The following is a 17,387-nucleotide window of genomic DNA, read 5'->3' on the forward strand; positions in this document are numbered from 1 at the left end:
CCGATGATGCCACCGGCCGCCGACAGCGGACCGGCTTGGTACACAAGGGTGTTGGGATGGAGACGGCCCTGTTGCACGGGGTGCCGGAAAACATTGACCTCAAGGGCGGTCGAGGTCCTACCGTCGACGGCATGGATATGGAAGTCACCGCCTGGACGTCCCTGCACAGCGCGATCAACGCGCAGACCGACCGCCGCCCGTTCTCCCGGGCCGGTCTGCGCCGCGTCGCCGCCTTCGCCCGCCCGCACCGCCGCGGTCTGACGCTGTTCTTGTTCTTGAGCGTGGTCACCGCGCTGCTGGCAGTGGCCACTCCGGTGCTCGCGGCCCGCGTGGTCGACGCCATGGTGGAGGGCCGGGACACCGGCACCGTCACCCGGCTCGCCCTGCTGATCGCGGTGATCGCGGTGGCCGAGGCGGGACTGGGCCTGCTCACCCGCAAGTTGTCGGCGACTCTCGGCGAGGGCCTGATCCTGGACCTGCGGACGGCGGTCTTCGACCACGTGCAGCGGATGCCGGTGGCCTTCTTCACCCGGACGCGTACGGGTGCGCTCGTGAGCCGGCTCAACAACGACGTCATCGGGGCGCAGCGGGCGTTCAGCAACACCCTCTCGGGTGTGGTGGCCAATTCGGTGACGCTGCTGCTGACCCTGACCGTGATGCTCGGCATCTCCTGGCGGATCACCGTGCTGGCGCTGGTGCTGCTGCCGGTGTTCGTGCTGCCGGCCCGCCGGATGGGGGCCAGGATGGCCCGGATGCAGCGGGAGGCCGCGGAGCTGAACGCGGCGATGGGGACCCAGATGACGGAGCGGTTCTCGGCGCCGGGCGCCACCCTGGTCAAGCTGTTCGGGCGGCCCGCGGAGGAGTCGGCCGAGTTCGCGGCACGGGCGGCCCGGGTGCGGGACATCGGCATCCGCACGGCGATGGCCCAGTCGGTGTTCATCACCGCGCTGACCCTGGTGTCGGCGCTGGCACTGGCCCTGGTCTACGGGCTCGGCGGGTACTACGCGCTGCGCGGCAGCCTGGACGCGGGCGCGGTGGTCGCGCTGTCGCTGCTGCTGACCCGGCTGTACGCGCCGCTGACCGCGCTGGCCGGAGCCCGGGTGGAGGTCATGAGCGCGCTGGTCAGTTTCGAGCGGGTCTTCGAGATCCTCGACCTGAAGCCGCTGATCGAGGAGCGGCCGGACGCCCGCCGGGTGCCGGACGGGCCGGTGTCGGTGGAGTTCGACGCGGTGTCCTTCGGCTACCCCTCCCCCGACAAGGTCTCGCTGGCCTCCCTGGAGGAGGTCGCGACCCTGGATGCGCGGGGCGGCACCCAGGTGCTGCACGAGGTCTCCTTCCGGGCCGAGCCCGGGCAGATGATCGCCCTGGTCGGTTCCTCGGGGGCGGGCAAGTCCACCATCGCGCAGCTGCTGCCGCGGCTGTACGACGCCGATTCCGGGACGGTCCGGCTGAACGGGGTCGACGTACGGGACCTGACGGCCGACTCGGTCCGCGAGACCCTCGGCATGGTCACCCAGGACGGGCACCTGTTCCACGAGTCGGTCCGGGCGAACCTGCTGCTGGCCCGGCCGGGCGCGGCGGAGGAGGAGATCTGGGAGGCGCTGCGCCGGGCCCGGCTGGACGGGCTGGTCGCCTCGCTCCCGGACGGCCTGGACACGATCGTGGGTGAGCGCGGCTACCGGCTCTCCGGCGGGGAGCGGCAGCGGCTGACGATCGCCCGGCTGCTGCTGGCCCGGCAGCGGGTGGTGGTGCTGGACGAGGCGACCGCCCACCTGGACTCGACCTCGGAGGCGGCGGTGCAGGAGGCGCTGGGCGAGGCCCTGGCGGGCCGGACCGCGGTGGTGATCGCGCACCGGCTGTCGACCGTACAGGCGGCCGACCAGATCCTGGTGGTGGAGGACGGGCGGATCGTGGAGCGGGGCACGCATCCGGAACTGCTGGCCGCCGGCGGACGCTACGAGGAGCTGTACCGGACCCAGTTCGAGCCGGGCGGTGCGGTGGACGGCGGGCGGCGGGACGGCGGGCACCCGTCCGGCGCCCCGGCGGGCGGGCATCCGGCGGGTGCGGCGGGCGGGCCCCTGCCGGCGGGCGCATGATGGGGCGATGGACATCAAGCTGGAACTCGTGATGGTGCCCGTCACGGACGTCGACCGGGCGAAGTCCTTCTACGAGCGGGCCGGGTTCCACGCCGACCACGACGTGACGGTGAGCGAGGAGGTCCGGTTCGTCCAGCTCACCCCGCCCGGCTCGGCCTGCTCCATCGCCCTCGGCAAGGGCCTCACCCGGATGGCCCCGGGCTCGCTGGACAACCTGCAGGTGGTGGTGGAGGACATCGAGGAGGCCCACGCCGTGCTGACCGCCCGCGGCATCGCGGTCAGCGCGGTGGAGGACCATCCGTGGGGGTCGTTCGTGTACGTCGAGGACCCCGACGGCAATCGCTGGTCGGTGCAGCAGAAGGTTCCGCGCGGGGGCGCCCGCTGACCCGTCCGCGGCGATGCGGTTGGGTGGGGGCATGAGCAATTCCGCCGGTACGGGACCGGTCCTGGTCGTCATGGGGGTCTCGGGGTGCGGGAAGACCACGGTCGGACGGCTCCTGGCCGCCGCGCTCGGGCTCCCGTACGCCGAGGGCGACGCGTTCCACCCGGCAGCGAACGTCGCGAAGATGGCCGCCGGGGTGCCGCTGGACGATGCCGACCGGGCGCCGTGGCTCGATGCCGTCGGCGCGTGGGCGGGGGCGCGCGGCCGGCCCGGGGAGGGCGGCGGGGTGGTGTCCGCGTCGGCCCTCAAGCGGGTCTACCGGGACCGGCTGCGGGCGGCCGCGCCCGGGGCGGTCTTCGTCCACCTCGCGGGTGACCGGGAGCTGATCGGGCACCGGCTGGCTGCGCGCACCGGGCACTTCATGCCGGCTTCGCTGCTGGACTCGCAGTTCGCGGCGCTGGAGCCGCTGGAGGCGGGCGAGCGCGGGGTGACCGTGGAGGTCACCGGCACGCCGGAGGAGATCACGGCCCGCGCGCTGGCCGCCCTGCGCGGCGCACCGCCGGCACCGCCCGGACCGCCCGCACCGCCCGCACCGCCCGCACCGCCCGGACCGCCCGGACCGGGCATCATCGACGGGTGATCATATTCCTGAACGGTACGTCGAGTTCCGGGAAGTCGAGCATCGCCCGGGAGCTGCTCCGGGTGCTGGACGAGGTCTGGTTCCACCTGCCGGTGGACGCCTTCCACGCGATGCGCGCCCGGAAGGACCTGCCGCCGGAGGAGGTGCCCGCCCTGCTCCGGCGGACCTGGGAGGGCTATCACCGCGCGGTCGCCGGGATGGCCGCGGCCGGGAACCACGTGGTGGTCGACCACGTGCTGAGCGAGCCGTGGCGGCTGCGGGACTGCCTGGGGTTGTTCGAGCCGGACGAGGTGCTCTTCGTCGGGGTGCACTGCCCGCCGGAGGAGCTGGCACGGCGCGAACGGGCCCGCGGGGACCGGCCGGAGGGGCTGGCGGCCGGTCAGCTGGAGCGGGTGCACGCCCACGGCGTGTACGACCTGGAGGTGGACTCGGGGGCCTCCTCCCCCGCCGGCTGCGCGCTGCGCATCGCGGAGTTCCTCCCGCACCGGCCGCGGCCGACCGCCTTCCGGAGACTCCGCTCACAAGCGGAGGGGCGTCTTTCAAACCCGTGATCGATTTTCGGCCGCGGGGCCAGTATGATCACCCGCGACAAGGCCGTAGCGCAGAGGTCGTCGCGCCCACGCATCAAGCTGGAGGACGTCGGTTCAAATCCGACCGGCCTTGTCACCTTGCCTTTTCGTACGTTTCGTTGTGGACGCCGGTCACCGGCGAAGGACCGGTGGAGCGGTGATGACCCAGCCGATACCCGTACGGTGCCCCGCGATCGAGCACCCGGACCTGCCCCTGGCCGACCCGGCCATGCTGGACCCGCTGCTCGCGCGGCTGGCGGACGACCGGCCGGTGGCGGAGGACGAGACGTACCCGCTGGGCACGCTGCGCGCCGACGGCCGCGTCGACCTGTGCAAGCAGGGGCTCGGCCCGGACGGCGCCGCCCGGCTGCTGCCCTTCGCCGCCGCCTCGGCCCATGCCTCGCACCTGCTGCTGGGCACCAACTCCATCGGGGACGAGGGTGCTTCGGCGCTCGCCCGGGCCCTGTCCGCGGAACCCGGCCACGGCCTGCACACGCTCTACCTGGGCTGCAACCGGATCGGCCCGGAGGGGGTCGCCGCGCTGGCCGGCGCCCTGGACGGCGACACCTCCGTGCGGGCCCTGTGGCTCAAGCGGAACCCGGTCGCCGTGGACGGCGCGCGCACCCTGGCCGGCCTGCTGCGCCGCAACTCCGCCCTGCGCACCCTCGACCTGGTCAACACCGGCCTCGGCGCCGAGGGGGTCCGGCTCCTCCTGGACGCCCTGACCGAACGCCAGGCGCCCCTGGAGCGCCTTTTCCTGGGCGGCAACGGCCTCGGCCCCGACGCCGCGCCGCTGCTCGCCGCCCTGATCACCGGGGCCGGCGTACGCGAGCTGTACCTGCCGGCCAACCACCTCGGCGACGAAGGGGCCGCGGTCCTGGCCGCCGCGGCGGCGGCCGCGGACCGGCCGGTGCGCCTGGGACTCGGCGGCAACGGCATCGGCCCGGACGGGGCGCGCGCGCTGGCCGCCGCCCTCGGCGGCATCGAGGCCCTGGACCTCGGCCGTCCCATGTCGGAGCGCAGCCTGGGCTCGCCGCCGAACGCCACCGGGGACGCCGGTGTGCAGGCCCTGGCCGCCGCCCTGCCGGGCAGTCCGCTGCGCCGGCTGGAGCTGTGCCACACCGGCCTGACCGGGCGCGGCGCCAAGTCGCTGCTCGCCGCCGTGCCGGACGACTCCCCCCTGGAGTACGTGGGCCTGGGTCCGGGGCTGCCGCGCCGCGTCAAGCGGTCGTTCGCGGAGCGGCTGCGGCCGGCCCGTGCCGCCCACCCCGACCTGCGTGCGATCGGCAGCGTGTACCGGTGAAGCGGACGCCCCTGCCCGGCGGGCTCGACCCCGAGGACGTGTCGGTGTGGCTGCGCGTCCGCCGCTACGCCGTTCCCCGCTGGATGATCGAGCAGGCCACGGAACACCGGCTGGCCGGTGACTGGCGGGCCGCGTGCGCGGCCGCCGCCGTCGACCACGACATCGACCTCGACGACCTCGCCGCCCGGTTCGGGGAGAGCGCCGCCGCGGCGGTGGCCGAGGACCTGCGCCATCTGGCACCGGACCTGGTGCGCTGGCACCTGCCCCGGCTGCTGGGCGGCCGTACGACGCTGGACACGGACCTCCGCGTCCTGCTCGCGTGCCACGGCCCGGAGGCCGGATCGCCGGAGGTGCTCGGCCTCTGGGTCCACACCACGCCCATGAGCGAGGGGCCGCAGCGGCTGAGGCTGGTGTGCGCGCCCCTGGGCACCCGCTTCGCCCAGTCCGGCGCGAACTGGACGCAGGCCCGCGACCTCTGGGACGCCCGGCACGCGGCGGGGCTGCGCGCAAGGCTCTCCGGCGGAGCGGACCGGCTGCCGTTCTTCCGTGCCGACGGCACCCCGCTCGCACCGGACGAGTACCCCGTCGAGGACCCGGGTGCCGCCGACCCGGCGGCGCGGGCCGAGTGGGTCACGCTCCTGCGGGACCGGGGCGAGCACGACGAGGCGTTCCGTGCGGCGGGCGTCGAAGTCGACCTGACCCCGCCGGAGGTGCGGTCCGGGTCCTACCGGGCCGAGCCGTCGAGGATGTTCCGGGAGGTCCGGTTCGACCTCGGCCGCCTGGCCGGCGAGGTCCGCCGGCTGGCGGCGGCCGGCGGCGCGGACCGGCTCAAGGCGTTGGGCGGCTGGCGCCGCGCCGTTCTGCTGGAGCCGTCCGGCACGGGCGCCGGGGACCCGGTGCACGCGCGCGTCGTCCACGCCGAGGACGTCAAGGAGGTGGCAGTGCTGCCCGGCCACGCCCGGCAGCCCCTGCCCGACCTCCACCTGGTGCACGCCGGCCTGATCACCCCGGCCGAACTGCACCCGCTGGTCGCCGCCTCCCTGTTCCCGGATTCCGGGCCCGCCGCCGGTCCGCCCGCCCCGGCGGCTCCGGCGCCCGTACGGGTGCGCTGCCGCGGCGAGTGGCACGAGGTGCGCTTCCACGGCGGCGAACTCGACATGCCGCACACCCCGCAGGAGCGGCAGCGCGAGGAGGCGCTGCGCGCCTTCGGCGGCGCGGTCGCCGGCTGCTTCGCCGTCCGGCAGACGGTGACCACCGGCGACGGCAGGCTGCCGCGCGCGCTGCGCGAGCAGCGGCGGGAGCTGGGGCAGCGGGTCCAGCACGGCGACACCCCCGGTGTGCTCGCCCTGCTCGACGCCGGGGTCGACCCGCGGATCAAGCTGCCGAACGACCGCACCCTGCTCCACCTGCTCCACCTCCTCGACCACGAGGAGCTGCTGCCCCGGCTGCTGGCGGCCGGACTCGGCATCGAGGCCGAGGACAAGACCGAGCGCACCCCGCTGCTGATGGCCGTCACCTACGGCGGGTCGCCGGGGCTGGTGCGGGCGCTCGTGGATGCAGGGGCCCGGATCGACGTCGTCGACGCCATGGACACGTCCCTGGCGCAGATCATCCGCCGCTACCGCCGCGAGGACCTCGGCTTCCTCAGGGACCGGGTCCGGGAGGAGTTCCCCGGCCTCGGGAACGAGTGGTGGGACGACTGGATGGACGACCGCGAGGAGTACGAGGAGGACGACGAGTGAGCGGCACGCCCCTCCCGGAACCGCTGGCCGCCGCCGACGCCCTCAACGCCCGCCTGCGTGCCACCCGGACCGAGCCCGCCACCAACCCCCAGCTGGACGCGCTGGCCCTGGCCGTGACGGCCAACCAGCCGGTCCTGCTGTGGGGTGAGCCGGGCATCGGCAAGTCGGCCGGCATGGAGCAGCTGGCCGCCGGGCTCGGCGTCGCGCTGGAGACCGTCATCGCCAGCGTCCACGAGCCCTCCGACTTCGCCGGGCTGCCGATCGTCGGAGACGACCCGGCCACCACCGGTGTACCGATGGCACCGCCGGACTGGGCGGTCCGGCTGGCCCGTACCGGGCAGGGTCTGCTGTTCTTCGACGAACTGTCCTCCGCACCGCCCGCAGTTCAGGCGGCCCTGCTGCGCGTGGTGCTGGAGCGGCGGGTGGGCAGCCTGGTGCTGCCCGAGTCGGTCCGCATCGTGGCCGCCGCCAACCCGCCCTCCAGCGCCGCCGACGGCTGGCACCTCAGCCCGCCGCTGGCCAACCGCTTCGTCCACCTGGACTGGACGCACCGGCCGCGCACCGTGGCGCGCGGCATGGCGGGCATCTGGCCGGAGCTGACGGTGCCCGCGGTGGATCCGGCCCGGGCCCCGGGTGCGGTGGCCCGCGCCCGCGGTGTCATCTCCGGCTTCCTGACCGCCCGGCCCGGGCTGGTCCACCACCTGCCCGCCGAGGCGGAGGGCCGTGGGCGGGCCTGGCCCTCCCCGCGCACCTGGGAGATGGCGCTGCGGCTGCTCGCCACCGGGTACGCCGCCGGGGTCGGCCGCGAGGCGCTGGCCGCCGCGCTCACCGGCGCGGTGGGCGAGGGTGCGGGCCTGGAGCTGCTCTCGTACCTGGAACACCTCGACCTGCCCGATCCGGACCGGGTGCTGGCCCACCCGGACGCCTTCGCCCTGCCGCAGCGCGGGGACCGGCAGCTCGCCTTCCTGATCGCCGTGGTGGCGGCCGTACAGGCCGAACTGACCCGGGAGCGCTGGGAGGCGGCCTGGGCCGTGCTCGCCAAGGCCGTGGAGGCGGGCGTGCCGGACGTGGCCGCACGGGCGGCCGCCGACCTCGCCGCGATGCGGAACCCCGAGTGGCCGGTGCCGGAGGGCATCGACGCCTTCGTGGAACTGCTGCAGCTGGCCGGCGCCCTGCCGGGCGGCGGCTGACCGGGCCGTGGCCACAGCCGAACCCGAACGCGCGGCGCGGCCCGGGGACTCCGGGCCGCCCGGCGGGGCCGTACGAGCCGGGGACGCCGGGCAGCCCCCCGGACGCGCCGTGCCGGGCGGTCCCGTGCCGGGCGGTTCCGTACAGGCCTGCGAGCACGCCGGACCGCCCGGGGACGACGCGGGGCGACACCTCGACACCGCGAAGCTGCTGGCCGCCCGCTACCGGGCGGCCGAGGACCGGCCGTACCTCGCCTCCGCCCTGTACGCGCTGACCGTGGTGCCCTCCACCCGGGTCCCGACCATGGGCGTGGACCGGCACTGGCGCTGCTACGTCTCGCCCCGCTTCGTGGACGCCACCCCGGTGGCGGAGCTGGCCGGCGTGTGGATCCACGAGGTGGCGCACCTGCTCCGCGACCACCACGGGCGCGCCGACCGGCTGCCGGCCGCCGACCAGCGGGACGCCGTACGCGTCAACATCGCCCAGGACTGCGAGATCAACGACGACCTGCTCGCCGACGGGATCGCGCTGCCGGCCGGCCGGGTGGAGCCCAAGGACTTCGGCCTGCCCACGGGCGGGCTGTTCGAGGGCTACCTGCCCTCGATCCCGCCCACCCCGACCGTCCGCGCCCCGGACTGCGGCTCCGGCGCCCACGGCGCGCCCGCACCGTGGGAGCTGCCGGAGGACTCGGGCCCGGCCCGGCTCGGCCCGGTCGAGGCCGACGCCCTGCGCCGTACGACCGCCCAGGCCGTGCGCGCCCACCAGCGCACCCGCGGACGCCTGCCGGCCGGCTGGCAGCGCTGGGCCGAGGAGCTCCTGGAGCCCACCGTCGACTGGCGGCAGGCGCTCTCGGGCGCGGTCCGGGAGGCCGCCGCCTGGGCCTCGGGCGCGGTCGACTACACCTACCGCCGGCCCTCCCGCCGCACTCCCGCGCTGCGCGGGGTCGTCCTGCCGAGCCTGCGCAGGCCGCTGCCGCGGGTCGCGGTGGTGATCGACACCTCGGGGTCGATGGGCCCGGACGACCTGGCCGCCGCACTGGGCGAGGTCACGGGAGTGCTGCGGCAGGTGGGCATCCGGGGCAACCGGGTGGCCGTCCTCGCCTGCGATGCCGACGTGCACACCGTCTCGCGGGTGACCGGCACCGACCGGATCGCCCTCGCCGGGGGCGGCGGAACGGACATGCGGGTGGGCATCGCCGCCGCCCTGGCCGTCCCGGACCGCCCGGGCATCGTCATCGTGCTGACCGACGGACACACCCCGTGGCCGGACGAACTGCCCTCCTGCCGCCTGATCGCCGCCCTGATCGGCGAGAACGCCCCCCGACCCCCGTCCTGGGTCGAAACGGTCCACGTCACCCCGGGCGGCTGACCTCCCCGTCCCCACGGCGGGCCGGTACGTCCCGCCCGCTTCCGGCTAGTCGGTGGGGACGCAGAGGACCGGGAGGCGGGAGAGGTGGAGCAGTTTGTGCGGGGTGGAGCCGAGCAGGGCACCGCGCATGGGGCTCTCGCCCCAGCTGCCGACCACGATCACCCGGCCGCCGTGCCGTTCGGCGGCGTCCAGCAGGGCCTGGGCCGGCTTTTCGTCGACGATCTCGACCGTCGAGGGGACGCCGGCCTCGTCGGCCGCCTCGACCGCGTGTGCCAGGGCCGTGCGGCCGACCTGGCGGATCGCCTCCTGGTGCGCGCGGTACTCCTCGCCGAGCGCGCCCGGTGCGGCCGCCCCGTACACCAGGACCAGTGGCTCTCCGAAGGCCGCCGCGACCTCGAGCGCGACCCGCAGGGCCCGTTCCGCGCCGGGGGATTCGTCGTAGCCGAGGACCACCGCCATCTCAGGCCCCGCCTCCCTGCCCGTTCGCGGGCCGCCTGGACTTCCGCGGTTTGCCGTGCACCAGGGTGGGGTCGGCCACGCTGCGCCGCTCCTGCCAGAAGAGGCCGTGCCGGATCCGCCAGTAGATCATCACGATCACCCCGAGCAGGGCGATGCCGATGCCGATGACCAGGGGCGGGCCGAGACCGAACCAGGACTCGCCGCTGTAGGAGTTCGCCGGGTCGGACATGTCCACGATGGATTCGGCGAGCAGCCAGGTCAGCAGGACCGCCCCGACCACCGGGCCCAGCCCGATGAAGAGGAAGTTGTGCACGCTCTCCAGCAGGTGGCGGCGGTAGTAGACGGCGCAGGCCACGCCGGTGAGCGCGTAGTAGAACGCGATGAGCAGGGAGAGCGCGGTGATGGAGTCGAACAGTGCGTTCTCGCTGATCGCGTTGACCACCAGGTACCAGGCGATGGCGATGGCCGCGACCAGCCAGGTGCTGATCTCCGGGGTGAGGAACCGGGGGTGGATGTGGGCGAGCCGTTCCGGGAAGGCGTGCCGGCGGCCCATCGACAGGGCGGTCCGGGAGGCCGGGATGATGGTGGTCTGGGTGGAGGCGAGGGCGGAGGTCGACACCGCGAGCAGCACCACCCAGTCCCAGCCGCCCATCACCTCGTGGGCGAGGGTGGCGAACACCGACTCCTCCTCGCCCGCGTTCTCGGCGAGGAACCGGGTGCCGGCGTAGCCGACCACGGCGATGCCCACCGACAGGTAGGTGACGAGCAGGATGACGGTGGACCAGAGTCCGGCCTTGCCGGGGGCGGACGCGGAGTCCTTGACCTCCTCGGTGAGGTTCACCGCGGACTCCCAGCCCCAGTAGATGAACACGCCGAGCAGCAGGCCGCCGGTGAGCGCGGCGCCGCCCGCGCCGAACGGGTTGAGCCAGGCCAGCTGGGGTTCGATCCCGTCCAGCGAGCTGGTGCCGGCGTAGACGCGGTAGATGGCCACCCCGGCGAACAGCAGCAGGAAGAACACCTGGGCGAGGATCAGGACGTTCTGGAGGTGTGCGGACATCTCGGTGCCGAGCACGCAGATGGCCGTCATCACCAGGACCACCAGCACGGTGAAGGTCTGCCGGACGGGTTCGCTGTTGGCCCAGCTGTCCAGGCCCACGGTGAGGAACCCGAAGCGTACGGCGACGTCCGCGAGCGAGCCGATGACCAGGACGCCGGTCATGAAGATGGCCCAGCCGCCGAGCCAGCCCGCCCAGGGGCCCATGGCCCGGGTGACCCAGGAGAAGGTGGTGCCGCAGTCCTGGTCCACCCTGTTCAGGTAGTAGAACGCGGTCGCGATGAGCAGCATCGGCACGAACGAGGCCAGCATGATGCCCGGGGCGTAGATCCCGGCGAGGGCCACGATGGGGCCGATGGCCGCCGCGAGGGAGTAGGCGGGCGAGGTCGAGTTCAGCCCGATCACGAGCGCGTCGAGGAACCCGATCGCATCGTGCTTGAGCTCGGGGACCGCAGGTTTCCCCTCCGCCACGTCACCGGCCATACCTGCATGGTGGACCGGGCGGGTGGGGGGCGCACGACGGGTAGGCTGTCCGCGTGACCCAGTCCCCCGACGCCTCCCGTCCGAACGCCTCCGACCTGCCGGAACAGGTGGTTCCGACCCTTCCGGCGGTGTCCTCCTTCGACGGGCTGGACCTGCCGGAACCGCTGCTGCGGGCCCTGGCGGCGCTGGGCGTGACCGTGCCGTTCCCCGTCCAGGCCGCCACCCTGCCGGACTCCCTCGCGGGGCGTGACCTCCTGGCCCGGGCCCGTACCGGGTCCGGCAAGACCCTCGCCTTCGGCCTCGCGCTGCTGGCCCGTACGGCGGGACTGCGGGCCGAGCCCAAGCAGCCGCTGGCCCTGGTGCTGGTGCCGACCCGGGAACTGGCGCAGCAGGTCACCGACGCGCTGGTGCCGCTCGCCCGTGCGGTGGGACTGCGGGTCGCCACCGCGGTCGGCGGGCTGGCGATCAACCAGCAGGCGGCGGCGCTGAAGGCGGGCGCGGAGGTGCTGGTGGCGACGCCGGGCCGGCTGACGGACCTGCTGGAGCGGAAGTACGTACGGCTGGACCGGGTGGCCGTGACGGTGCTGGACGAGGCCGACCGGATGTGCGGCCTGGGCTTCCTGCCGCAGGTGACCGACGCGCTGGAGCGGGTCCGGCCCGACGGCCAGCGGCTGCTGTTCTCGGCGACCCTGGACGGTGACGTCGACGGGCTGGTGCAGCGGTTCCTGGACGACCCGGCCGTGCACTCGGTGGACCCGTCGGCCGGCACGGTGACCACGATGGACCACCTGGTGCTGCACGTGCAGCCCGCCGACCGGTTCGCGACGGCGACGGAGATCGCCGCGCGTGACGGGCGGGTGCTGCTGTTCCTCGACACCAAGGTGTCGGTGGACCGGTTCACCCGGCACCTGAAGGACAGCGGGATCCGGGCCGCCGCGCTGCACGGCGGCAAGTCCCAGCCGCAGCGCACGCACACCCTGGAGCAGTTCCGGAACGGCGAGGTCACCGCGCTGGTCGCGACCGACGTGGCCGCCCGCGGCATCCACATCGAGGACCTCGATCTGGTGGTCAACCTGGACCCGCCCGCCGACGCGAAGGACTATGTGCACCGGGCCGGGCGCACCGCCCGTGCCGGCGGGTCCGGGACGGTGGTCACCCTGGCCGCACCGAAGCAGCGCCGCGACCTGTCCAAGCTGCTGTCCGAGGCCGGGATCCGGGCGCGTACCGCGCAGGTCAAGCCGGGTGACCCCGAGCTCGCCCGGCTGACCGGGGCCCGCCCGGCCCCGGCCTCCGCCGGCGGCACGGGTGCCGGCGGCAAGGGGCAGACCGAGCTGGGCTTCCGCGGCCGGGGCACCCGCCCGGCGCCGAAGGAGAACCGCCGGACGTCCGAGGCCCGCAAGGTGGCGGAGGCCCGCCGCGCCGCCCGGGTCCGCCGCGGCTCCTAGACCGCGCCTCCGGATCACCGCGCCCTCCGGATCGGGCCGGCTCAGGCCGGCACCAGGTCCCGTACGTGGTCCCGGAGCGCCGACGGCGCCGTCGGCGGGGCCAGCAGGACCCCCCAGCGGCCGTGCCGCGGGGAGACCCAGAGCGCGGACGGGCCGAGCACGGCGTGGTGGACCCACAGGTCCTGGCGGGGGTGGCTGCCCGGGACGGGGCGCCACATCAGGCCCCGGGCCGGGAAGAGCTCGCCGGTGCGGATGCGGAGCGAGTCCGCGATCCAGGCGGCGGTGAGCGGGCCCTGACCGGGTGCCAGCAGGTGCCGGAGGAAGGCGGCGGCGTCCTCGACCGTGGTCCGCGGCTCGGGTCCGTGCGTGGTGCCCGCCATCCCCAGGGGCTGCCAGACGCGGGTGGCGGCCAGTTCCGCCAGCGGGGTGCCGGTGACCTCCTCGGCGAGCCTGGTCAGCGTCCCGTCGCGGTCGGGCACGTGGTCCGGGCCGCTGCCCGGGGGGCCGCCCGCCGGGCCGGCCGGGCCGCGCCCGGAGGTGAGCAGCTGGTGGGCGGTGGCCCGGCCGGGAAGTCCGTAGGCGTCCAGCGGGGTGTGCAGCCGCAGGGCGCCCTCCTCGACGAGGGTGCCCAGCACGGGCCAGAGCGCGAGGGCCCCGCCGAGCCCGGCGGCGGCCGGGGCCGGGGTTCCGCCGTCGGGGGTGCCGCTCGCGCGGATCCCGTCGGCGTCGCCGGTGGCCCAGGCCGCGCCGGGCGGGAGCGGGGGCGGCTGGGTCGGCGGGCTCGCCGCGTCACTGGTCATCCGTACCAGCTGAGCACGGCGGTGCGGGGTCCGGCCGCGCCCCGCCCTGAGGCGGGGCCGGTGACCACCCGGTTGCCCGAGCGGCCGCCGGCGCGGACCCCGCGGGCCGTCAGGCCGCCCGGTCGGGGCGTTCGGTGACCCGCAGCGTGTTCAGCAGCGGCTTGCCGAAGCCGGTGTGGGTGACGAAGCGGAGGTTGAGCGTCCCGTCCGTCACGGTGACCGTGTAGGTGCGGTTCAGGGCCGTGTACGTGCCGGCCTCCAGGGAGATGTCCAGCGACGGGAGCACCTGGGTGCCCTCGGCGAGGACGTCGAAGACCCGCTTGTCCGGCCTGGAGGAGGACAGTTCGGCGAAGCCGAGTTCCACCGTGTAGGTGCCGTTGGGCACGTTGTCGAAGCGGTACTCGTACATGCCCTCGCGGGCGGTGCGGAACAGCCGCTGGTCGTCCGTGCCGGCGATGGTGCGCCCGGTGGACTTCACGGTGGAGCTGCCCTGGTAGCCGTACGAGCCGGGGGTGTACTTGCGGTCCGGGCTCCAGGTGTCGCCGAGGGCGTCCGTGCCGGCGTAGTCGGCACCGGGGTCGAGGGCGGCCTGGTAGCGGGGTACGACGACCTTGACCGGGACGGTGAGCACCGGGCTGCGCCCGCTCGCCGAGGTGATCCTCAGGTCGGTGGTCAGGACGGTGCCGGGGGCCGCGCCCGCGGTGTCCACGGCGAGGGTGACGGTGGCCCTGCCGTTCGTCGGCAGGTTCCCGGAGGCCGGTCCGGCGGTCAGCCAGGCCGCGTCCTCGGCCACCGTGAAGGCGGTGCCCAGGCCGGGGTTGGTGAGGTCCAGGGTGCGGGTCCGCTTCTGGTCCGGGGTCACCACCACCTCGACGGACGTCCGGGAGGCGGTCACCCTGGCGGTGCGCAGCGACCGGCCGAGGGTGGTGACGTCGGCCGCCTTGATCTCCACGGCCGCTTCGGCGGATTCGTAGGAGGGGGCGGTGACGGTCACCGGGACGGTGCCGGAGGGCGCCTGGACGACGTAGCCGCCGTCCGCCGCGGTGGTGGCCGAGACGGCGGAGGTGCCGCTGCCGAGGGTGATGGTGGCGCCGGCGATGCCGCCGCCGTCGTTGGCGTCCAGGATCCGGCCGGACACCACTCCGCTGCGGGTGGTGCGGAAGGAGACGGACAGGCCGTCGGTGAGGGCCGGGGCGTTGTAGGAGTACTTGAAGGCGTCGGTGCCGGTCTGGTTCTCCACGCCGACGGTGGCCGTGGAGCCGCCCTTGGTGCCGCTGCCGGTGGTGCCGCGGTAGTGGTAGGTGACCCGGCCGTCCTCGCCGATCACGGCGGAGAAGGAGAACGGGTCGGCCTGTGCGGAGTAGTGGGCGACGTTGCGCCACTCGACGACGTACGAGCGGTGCGGGGCGGTGCCGGTGACGGAGGTGAAGACGCCGGAGCCGCTGTCGGCGGTGCCGACGACGAGGTCGTCCCAGAAGGGGTACAGGGCCGCGTTGGGCGTGGCCGTGCTGGGGATGTCGCCGTTGAAGTCGCCGCCGTGGGCTCCGCCGAAGCTGACGGTGCCGTTGGTGCCGATCCACGCCTGGCCGTACGTCTTGCCGTACAGCGGCAGCGGGAAGGGCAGGTCGACGCGTTCGGTGTTGTTGTCGCCGGTGAGGGCGAGCCTGCGGTCCCCGGCCTGGTAGGGGCGGTCGCCGGCGGCCGCGCAGGCGTAGCCGTAGCCGTCCGTGCGCTCCGGGAGGGTGACCGCGACGGTCGTGTCCCCGGCGACGGTGACCCGGCTGCTGCCGCCGGTCAGGCAGCGGGAGCCGTGGGCGGCCCGTACGTCGTAGGTGCCGTGCGGGAGGGTCACCTCGAAGCGGCCCTGGTCGTCGGCGGTGGCGGTGACCGGGGTGTCGGCGATGGTGACGGTGGCCCCGGCGGCGGGGCCGGCGGCGGAGCCGACGGTGCCGGTGAGCTTGCCGGAGGGGGCCTGGGTGAGCGTGAAGTCGGCGGTGGCGGTGGCGCCCTCGCTGACGGCGCTGGTGGCGGACTCCTGGCCGTAGCCGAACTTGCCGGCGGTCAGGGCGTAGTCACCGACGGAGAGCGACGGGAAGCGGTAGCTGCCGTCGGCCGCGGTGGTGGTCGTACGGTCGATGGGGCCGTCGGCGGTGACCTTGGCGCCGGCCACCGGCTCGCCGCCGGACCGGACGGTTCCGGCGAGGGAGCCGAGGGCGCCGCGCGGGGCGGCGCGGACGGCCGCGAGGGCGTCCAGGCGGCCTTCGCCGAAGACGTTGTTGTCGGCGGCGGTGCCGCCGCAGCCGGTGTTGTCGGTGTCCACCGCGGTGCCGTCGAGCAGGGCCTCGGTCTGGGCCACGTCGCCTTCGAGGGCGGGTGCGGCGGACCAGATCAGGGCGACGGTGGCGGCGGTGTGCGGGGAGGCCATGGAGGTGCCGGAGAAGGAGTCGTAGCCGCCGGGCACGGAGGAGCGCACGTTGACGCCGGGGGCGGCGATGTTCGGTTTGATGCCGCCGCCCTGGGGTGCGCCGCGCGAGGAGAACGGGGCGATGGCGTTGTTGATGTCGAAGGCGCCGGAGCTGTAGGAGGAGGCGTAGTCGCCCGGTGAGCCGCTGGTGGCGCAGCCGGGGCCGGAGTTGCCGTTGGAGAAGGCCGGGAAGATGCCGGCCGCCCGCCAGGTGTCGACGACCTGCTGGTACCAGCCGTCACCGCCGGCTCCGCCCCAGGAGTTGTTGACGATGTGCGGGGCGAGGTCGGGCCGGGGGTTCTGGCCGTTCGCGTCGGTGGGCGCGACGATCCACTGGCCGGAGGCGAGCAGGGAGGCCTCGGAGCAGGAGTTCGTCTCGCAGCCCTTGGCGGCGATCCACTTGGCCCCGGGGGCCACGCCGATCTTGTTGGCGCCACCGTCGTCGCCGACCATGGTGCCCATCGTGTGGGTTCCGTGGTCGTTGTTGTCGCAGGGGGCGCCGCCGGCGCAGATGCCGGCCGGGTCGAACCAGTTGTAGGCGTGGCTGACCGTGCCGTCGGCGGCCCGGCCGCGGTACTGGGCGGCGACCGCGGGGTGCGTGTAGTCGACGCCGCTGTCGATGTTGGCGACGACGATGCCCTCGCCGCGGACGCCGAGCTCCTCCCACACCTTGGGGGCGTTGATCCGGTCGATGTTCCACTCCACGGCATCGGCGGATGCTTCCCGCCGGCCCTCGACGGGCTTGGGGAGGTCCACCTCGTCGTCCGCGTCGATGCGGGCCACCTCGGGCCGCTCGGCCAGGCTTCCGGCGAGCTTGCGGTCGCCGACCACGCGGACCGCGTTGACGATCCAGTAGGGGGTGTACTCGGCGCGGGCACCGTCCAGGGCCGTGCGCAGCCCGGCCTGGGTGCGGTCGGCGTGGGCCTTCTTCGCCTTGTACACGGTCTCGGCCTTCGCGGCCCTGGTGGTCTGGCGGCCGGCCGCGGTGAGGTCGGCGGCGCTGTCGAGGTAGACCCAGAAGACGGCCTTGCCGGAGTCGTCCAGCCGATGGCGGAGTTCGGGCTCGATCTTGCGTTCGGCGACGGCCGCGGGATCGGGCGGTGGTGCGGCGGTGGCCGCGACCGTGCCCGCGGGGATCAGGAGCAGGGAGGCGATGAGGGTGAGCGCCGTGCGTAACGGGCCGTTCCGTTGGGTCACGTGGTCTCCTCTGTGGCGTACGGAGCCGGTGGCGGGGTGCGGGTGCGCCGATGTGTATGGCATGCGCATGACATGTGCGTGACGTGTGCGCGCCATGCTCAGCCATGGGACGAGGGCAGGACAAGACCGCCCCGGCCCGGGAACCCGCTGCACGGCCGGTTTCCGGCCACCGGGTGGCCCGCCCGGGGCGGGACGGG

At 74.8% G+C, this 17,387-nt stretch carries 13 protein-coding genes and 1 pseudogene; 10 read left to right on the plus strand and 4 right to left on the minus strand.

What is annotated here, in order from left to right; all coding sequences use genetic code 11:
- The first annotated feature begins 131 nt into the window (after positions 1–131).
- The 9 genes and pseudogenes from AB0O36_RS28210 to AB0O36_RS28250 all read left to right on the plus strand — a co-directional run bounded on the left by AB0O36_RS28210 (position 132) and on the right by AB0O36_RS28250 (position 9,288).
- The gene (locus AB0O36_RS28210; protein ID WP_365115061.1) at positions 132–2,096 is read left to right on the plus strand and encodes an ABC transporter ATP-binding protein; all 1,965 of its coding nucleotides are present in this window, start codon (positions 132–134) and stop codon (positions 2,094–2,096) included.
- Between the two features lie 7 nt (positions 2,097–2,103).
- Positions 2,104–2,481: a VOC family protein gene (locus AB0O36_RS28215; protein WP_365115062.1), complete on the plus strand. Its 378-nt coding sequence runs from the start codon at positions 2,104–2,106 to the stop codon at positions 2,479–2,481.
- Positions 2,482–2,512: 31 nt separating this feature from the next.
- Entirely contained in the window at positions 2,513–3,118 is a 606-nt protein-coding gene (locus AB0O36_RS28220; protein ID WP_365115063.1) for a gluconokinase, read from the plus strand.
- Positions 3,115–3,669 (plus strand): AAA family ATPase, encoded by a 555-nt coding sequence (locus AB0O36_RS28225; RefSeq protein WP_365115064.1) that lies wholly within the window; start codon positions 3,115–3,117, stop codon positions 3,667–3,669. The genes AB0O36_RS28220 and AB0O36_RS28225 overlap by 4 nt, the downstream gene beginning before the upstream one ends.
- Positions 3,670–3,708: 39 nt before the next feature.
- A pseudogene (locus AB0O36_RS28230) lies at positions 3,709–3,781 on the plus strand.
- A 66-nt stretch (positions 3,782–3,847) separates the two neighbouring features.
- Positions 3,848–4,990 carry a gala protein gene (locus tag AB0O36_RS28235; RefSeq protein WP_365115065.1) on the plus strand — a complete coding sequence of 381 codons (1,143 nt, stop codon included), beginning with the start codon at positions 3,848–3,850 and terminating at the stop codon, positions 4,988–4,990.
- The gene (locus AB0O36_RS28240) at positions 4,987–6,732 is read left to right on the plus strand and encodes an ankyrin repeat domain-containing protein (RefSeq protein ID WP_365115066.1); all 1,746 of its coding nucleotides are present in this window, start codon (positions 4,987–4,989) and stop codon (positions 6,730–6,732) included. The genes AB0O36_RS28235 and AB0O36_RS28240 overlap by 4 nt, the downstream gene beginning before the upstream one ends.
- The gene (locus AB0O36_RS28245) at positions 6,729–7,922 is read left to right on the plus strand and encodes an AAA family ATPase (protein ID WP_365115067.1); all 1,194 of its coding nucleotides are present in this window, start codon (positions 6,729–6,731) and stop codon (positions 7,920–7,922) included. The genes AB0O36_RS28240 and AB0O36_RS28245 overlap by 4 nt, the downstream gene beginning before the upstream one ends.
- 205 nt (positions 7,923–8,127) lie before the next feature.
- Positions 8,128–9,288 carry a VWA-like domain-containing protein gene (locus AB0O36_RS28250; protein ID WP_365115131.1) on the plus strand — a complete coding sequence of 387 codons (1,161 nt, stop codon included), beginning with the start codon at positions 8,128–8,130 and terminating at the stop codon, positions 9,286–9,288.
- 45 nt (positions 9,289–9,333) lie between these two features.
- Here AB0O36_RS28250 and AB0O36_RS28255 read toward each other — a convergent pair whose 3' ends face one another.
- Together AB0O36_RS28255 and AB0O36_RS28260 are read right to left on the minus strand one after the other, a co-directional pair.
- Positions 9,334–9,747, minus strand: a complete 414-nt coding sequence (locus AB0O36_RS28255; protein WP_365115068.1) for a universal stress protein — start codon at positions 9,745–9,747, stop codon at positions 9,334–9,336.
- A 1-nt stretch (position 9,748) separates the two neighbouring features.
- On the minus strand, positions 9,749–11,284 hold the full coding sequence (locus AB0O36_RS28260; RefSeq protein ID WP_365115069.1) for an APC family permease: 1,536 nt from the start codon (positions 11,282–11,284) through the stop codon (positions 9,749–9,751).
- Between the two features lie 53 nt (positions 11,285–11,337).
- On the opposite strand from AB0O36_RS28260, the gene AB0O36_RS28265 reads away from it, so the two are divergent.
- Positions 11,338–12,729: a DEAD/DEAH box helicase gene (locus AB0O36_RS28265; RefSeq protein ID WP_365115070.1), complete on the plus strand. Its 1,392-nt coding sequence runs from the start codon at positions 11,338–11,340 to the stop codon at positions 12,727–12,729.
- Positions 12,730–12,770: 41 nt separating this feature from the next.
- On the opposite strand, the gene AB0O36_RS28270 is transcribed toward AB0O36_RS28265, so the two are convergent.
- Together AB0O36_RS28270 and AB0O36_RS28275 are read right to left on the minus strand one after the other, a co-directional pair.
- Complete coding sequence (locus tag AB0O36_RS28270; RefSeq protein WP_365115071.1) at positions 12,771–13,529, minus strand: hypothetical protein; 759 nt, start codon at positions 13,527–13,529, stop codon at positions 12,771–12,773.
- 109 nt (positions 13,530–13,638) lie between these two features.
- The gene (locus AB0O36_RS28275; RefSeq protein ID WP_365115073.1) at positions 13,639–17,190 is read right to left on the minus strand and encodes a S8 family serine peptidase; all 3,552 of its coding nucleotides are present in this window, start codon (positions 17,188–17,190) and stop codon (positions 13,639–13,641) included.
- Between the last annotated feature and the right edge of the window lie 197 nt (positions 17,191–17,387).

The sequence above is a fragment of the Streptomyces sp. NPDC089799 genome (assembly GCF_040684755.1).
GTDB lineage: Bacteria > Actinomycetota > Actinomycetes > Streptomycetales > Streptomycetaceae > Streptomyces.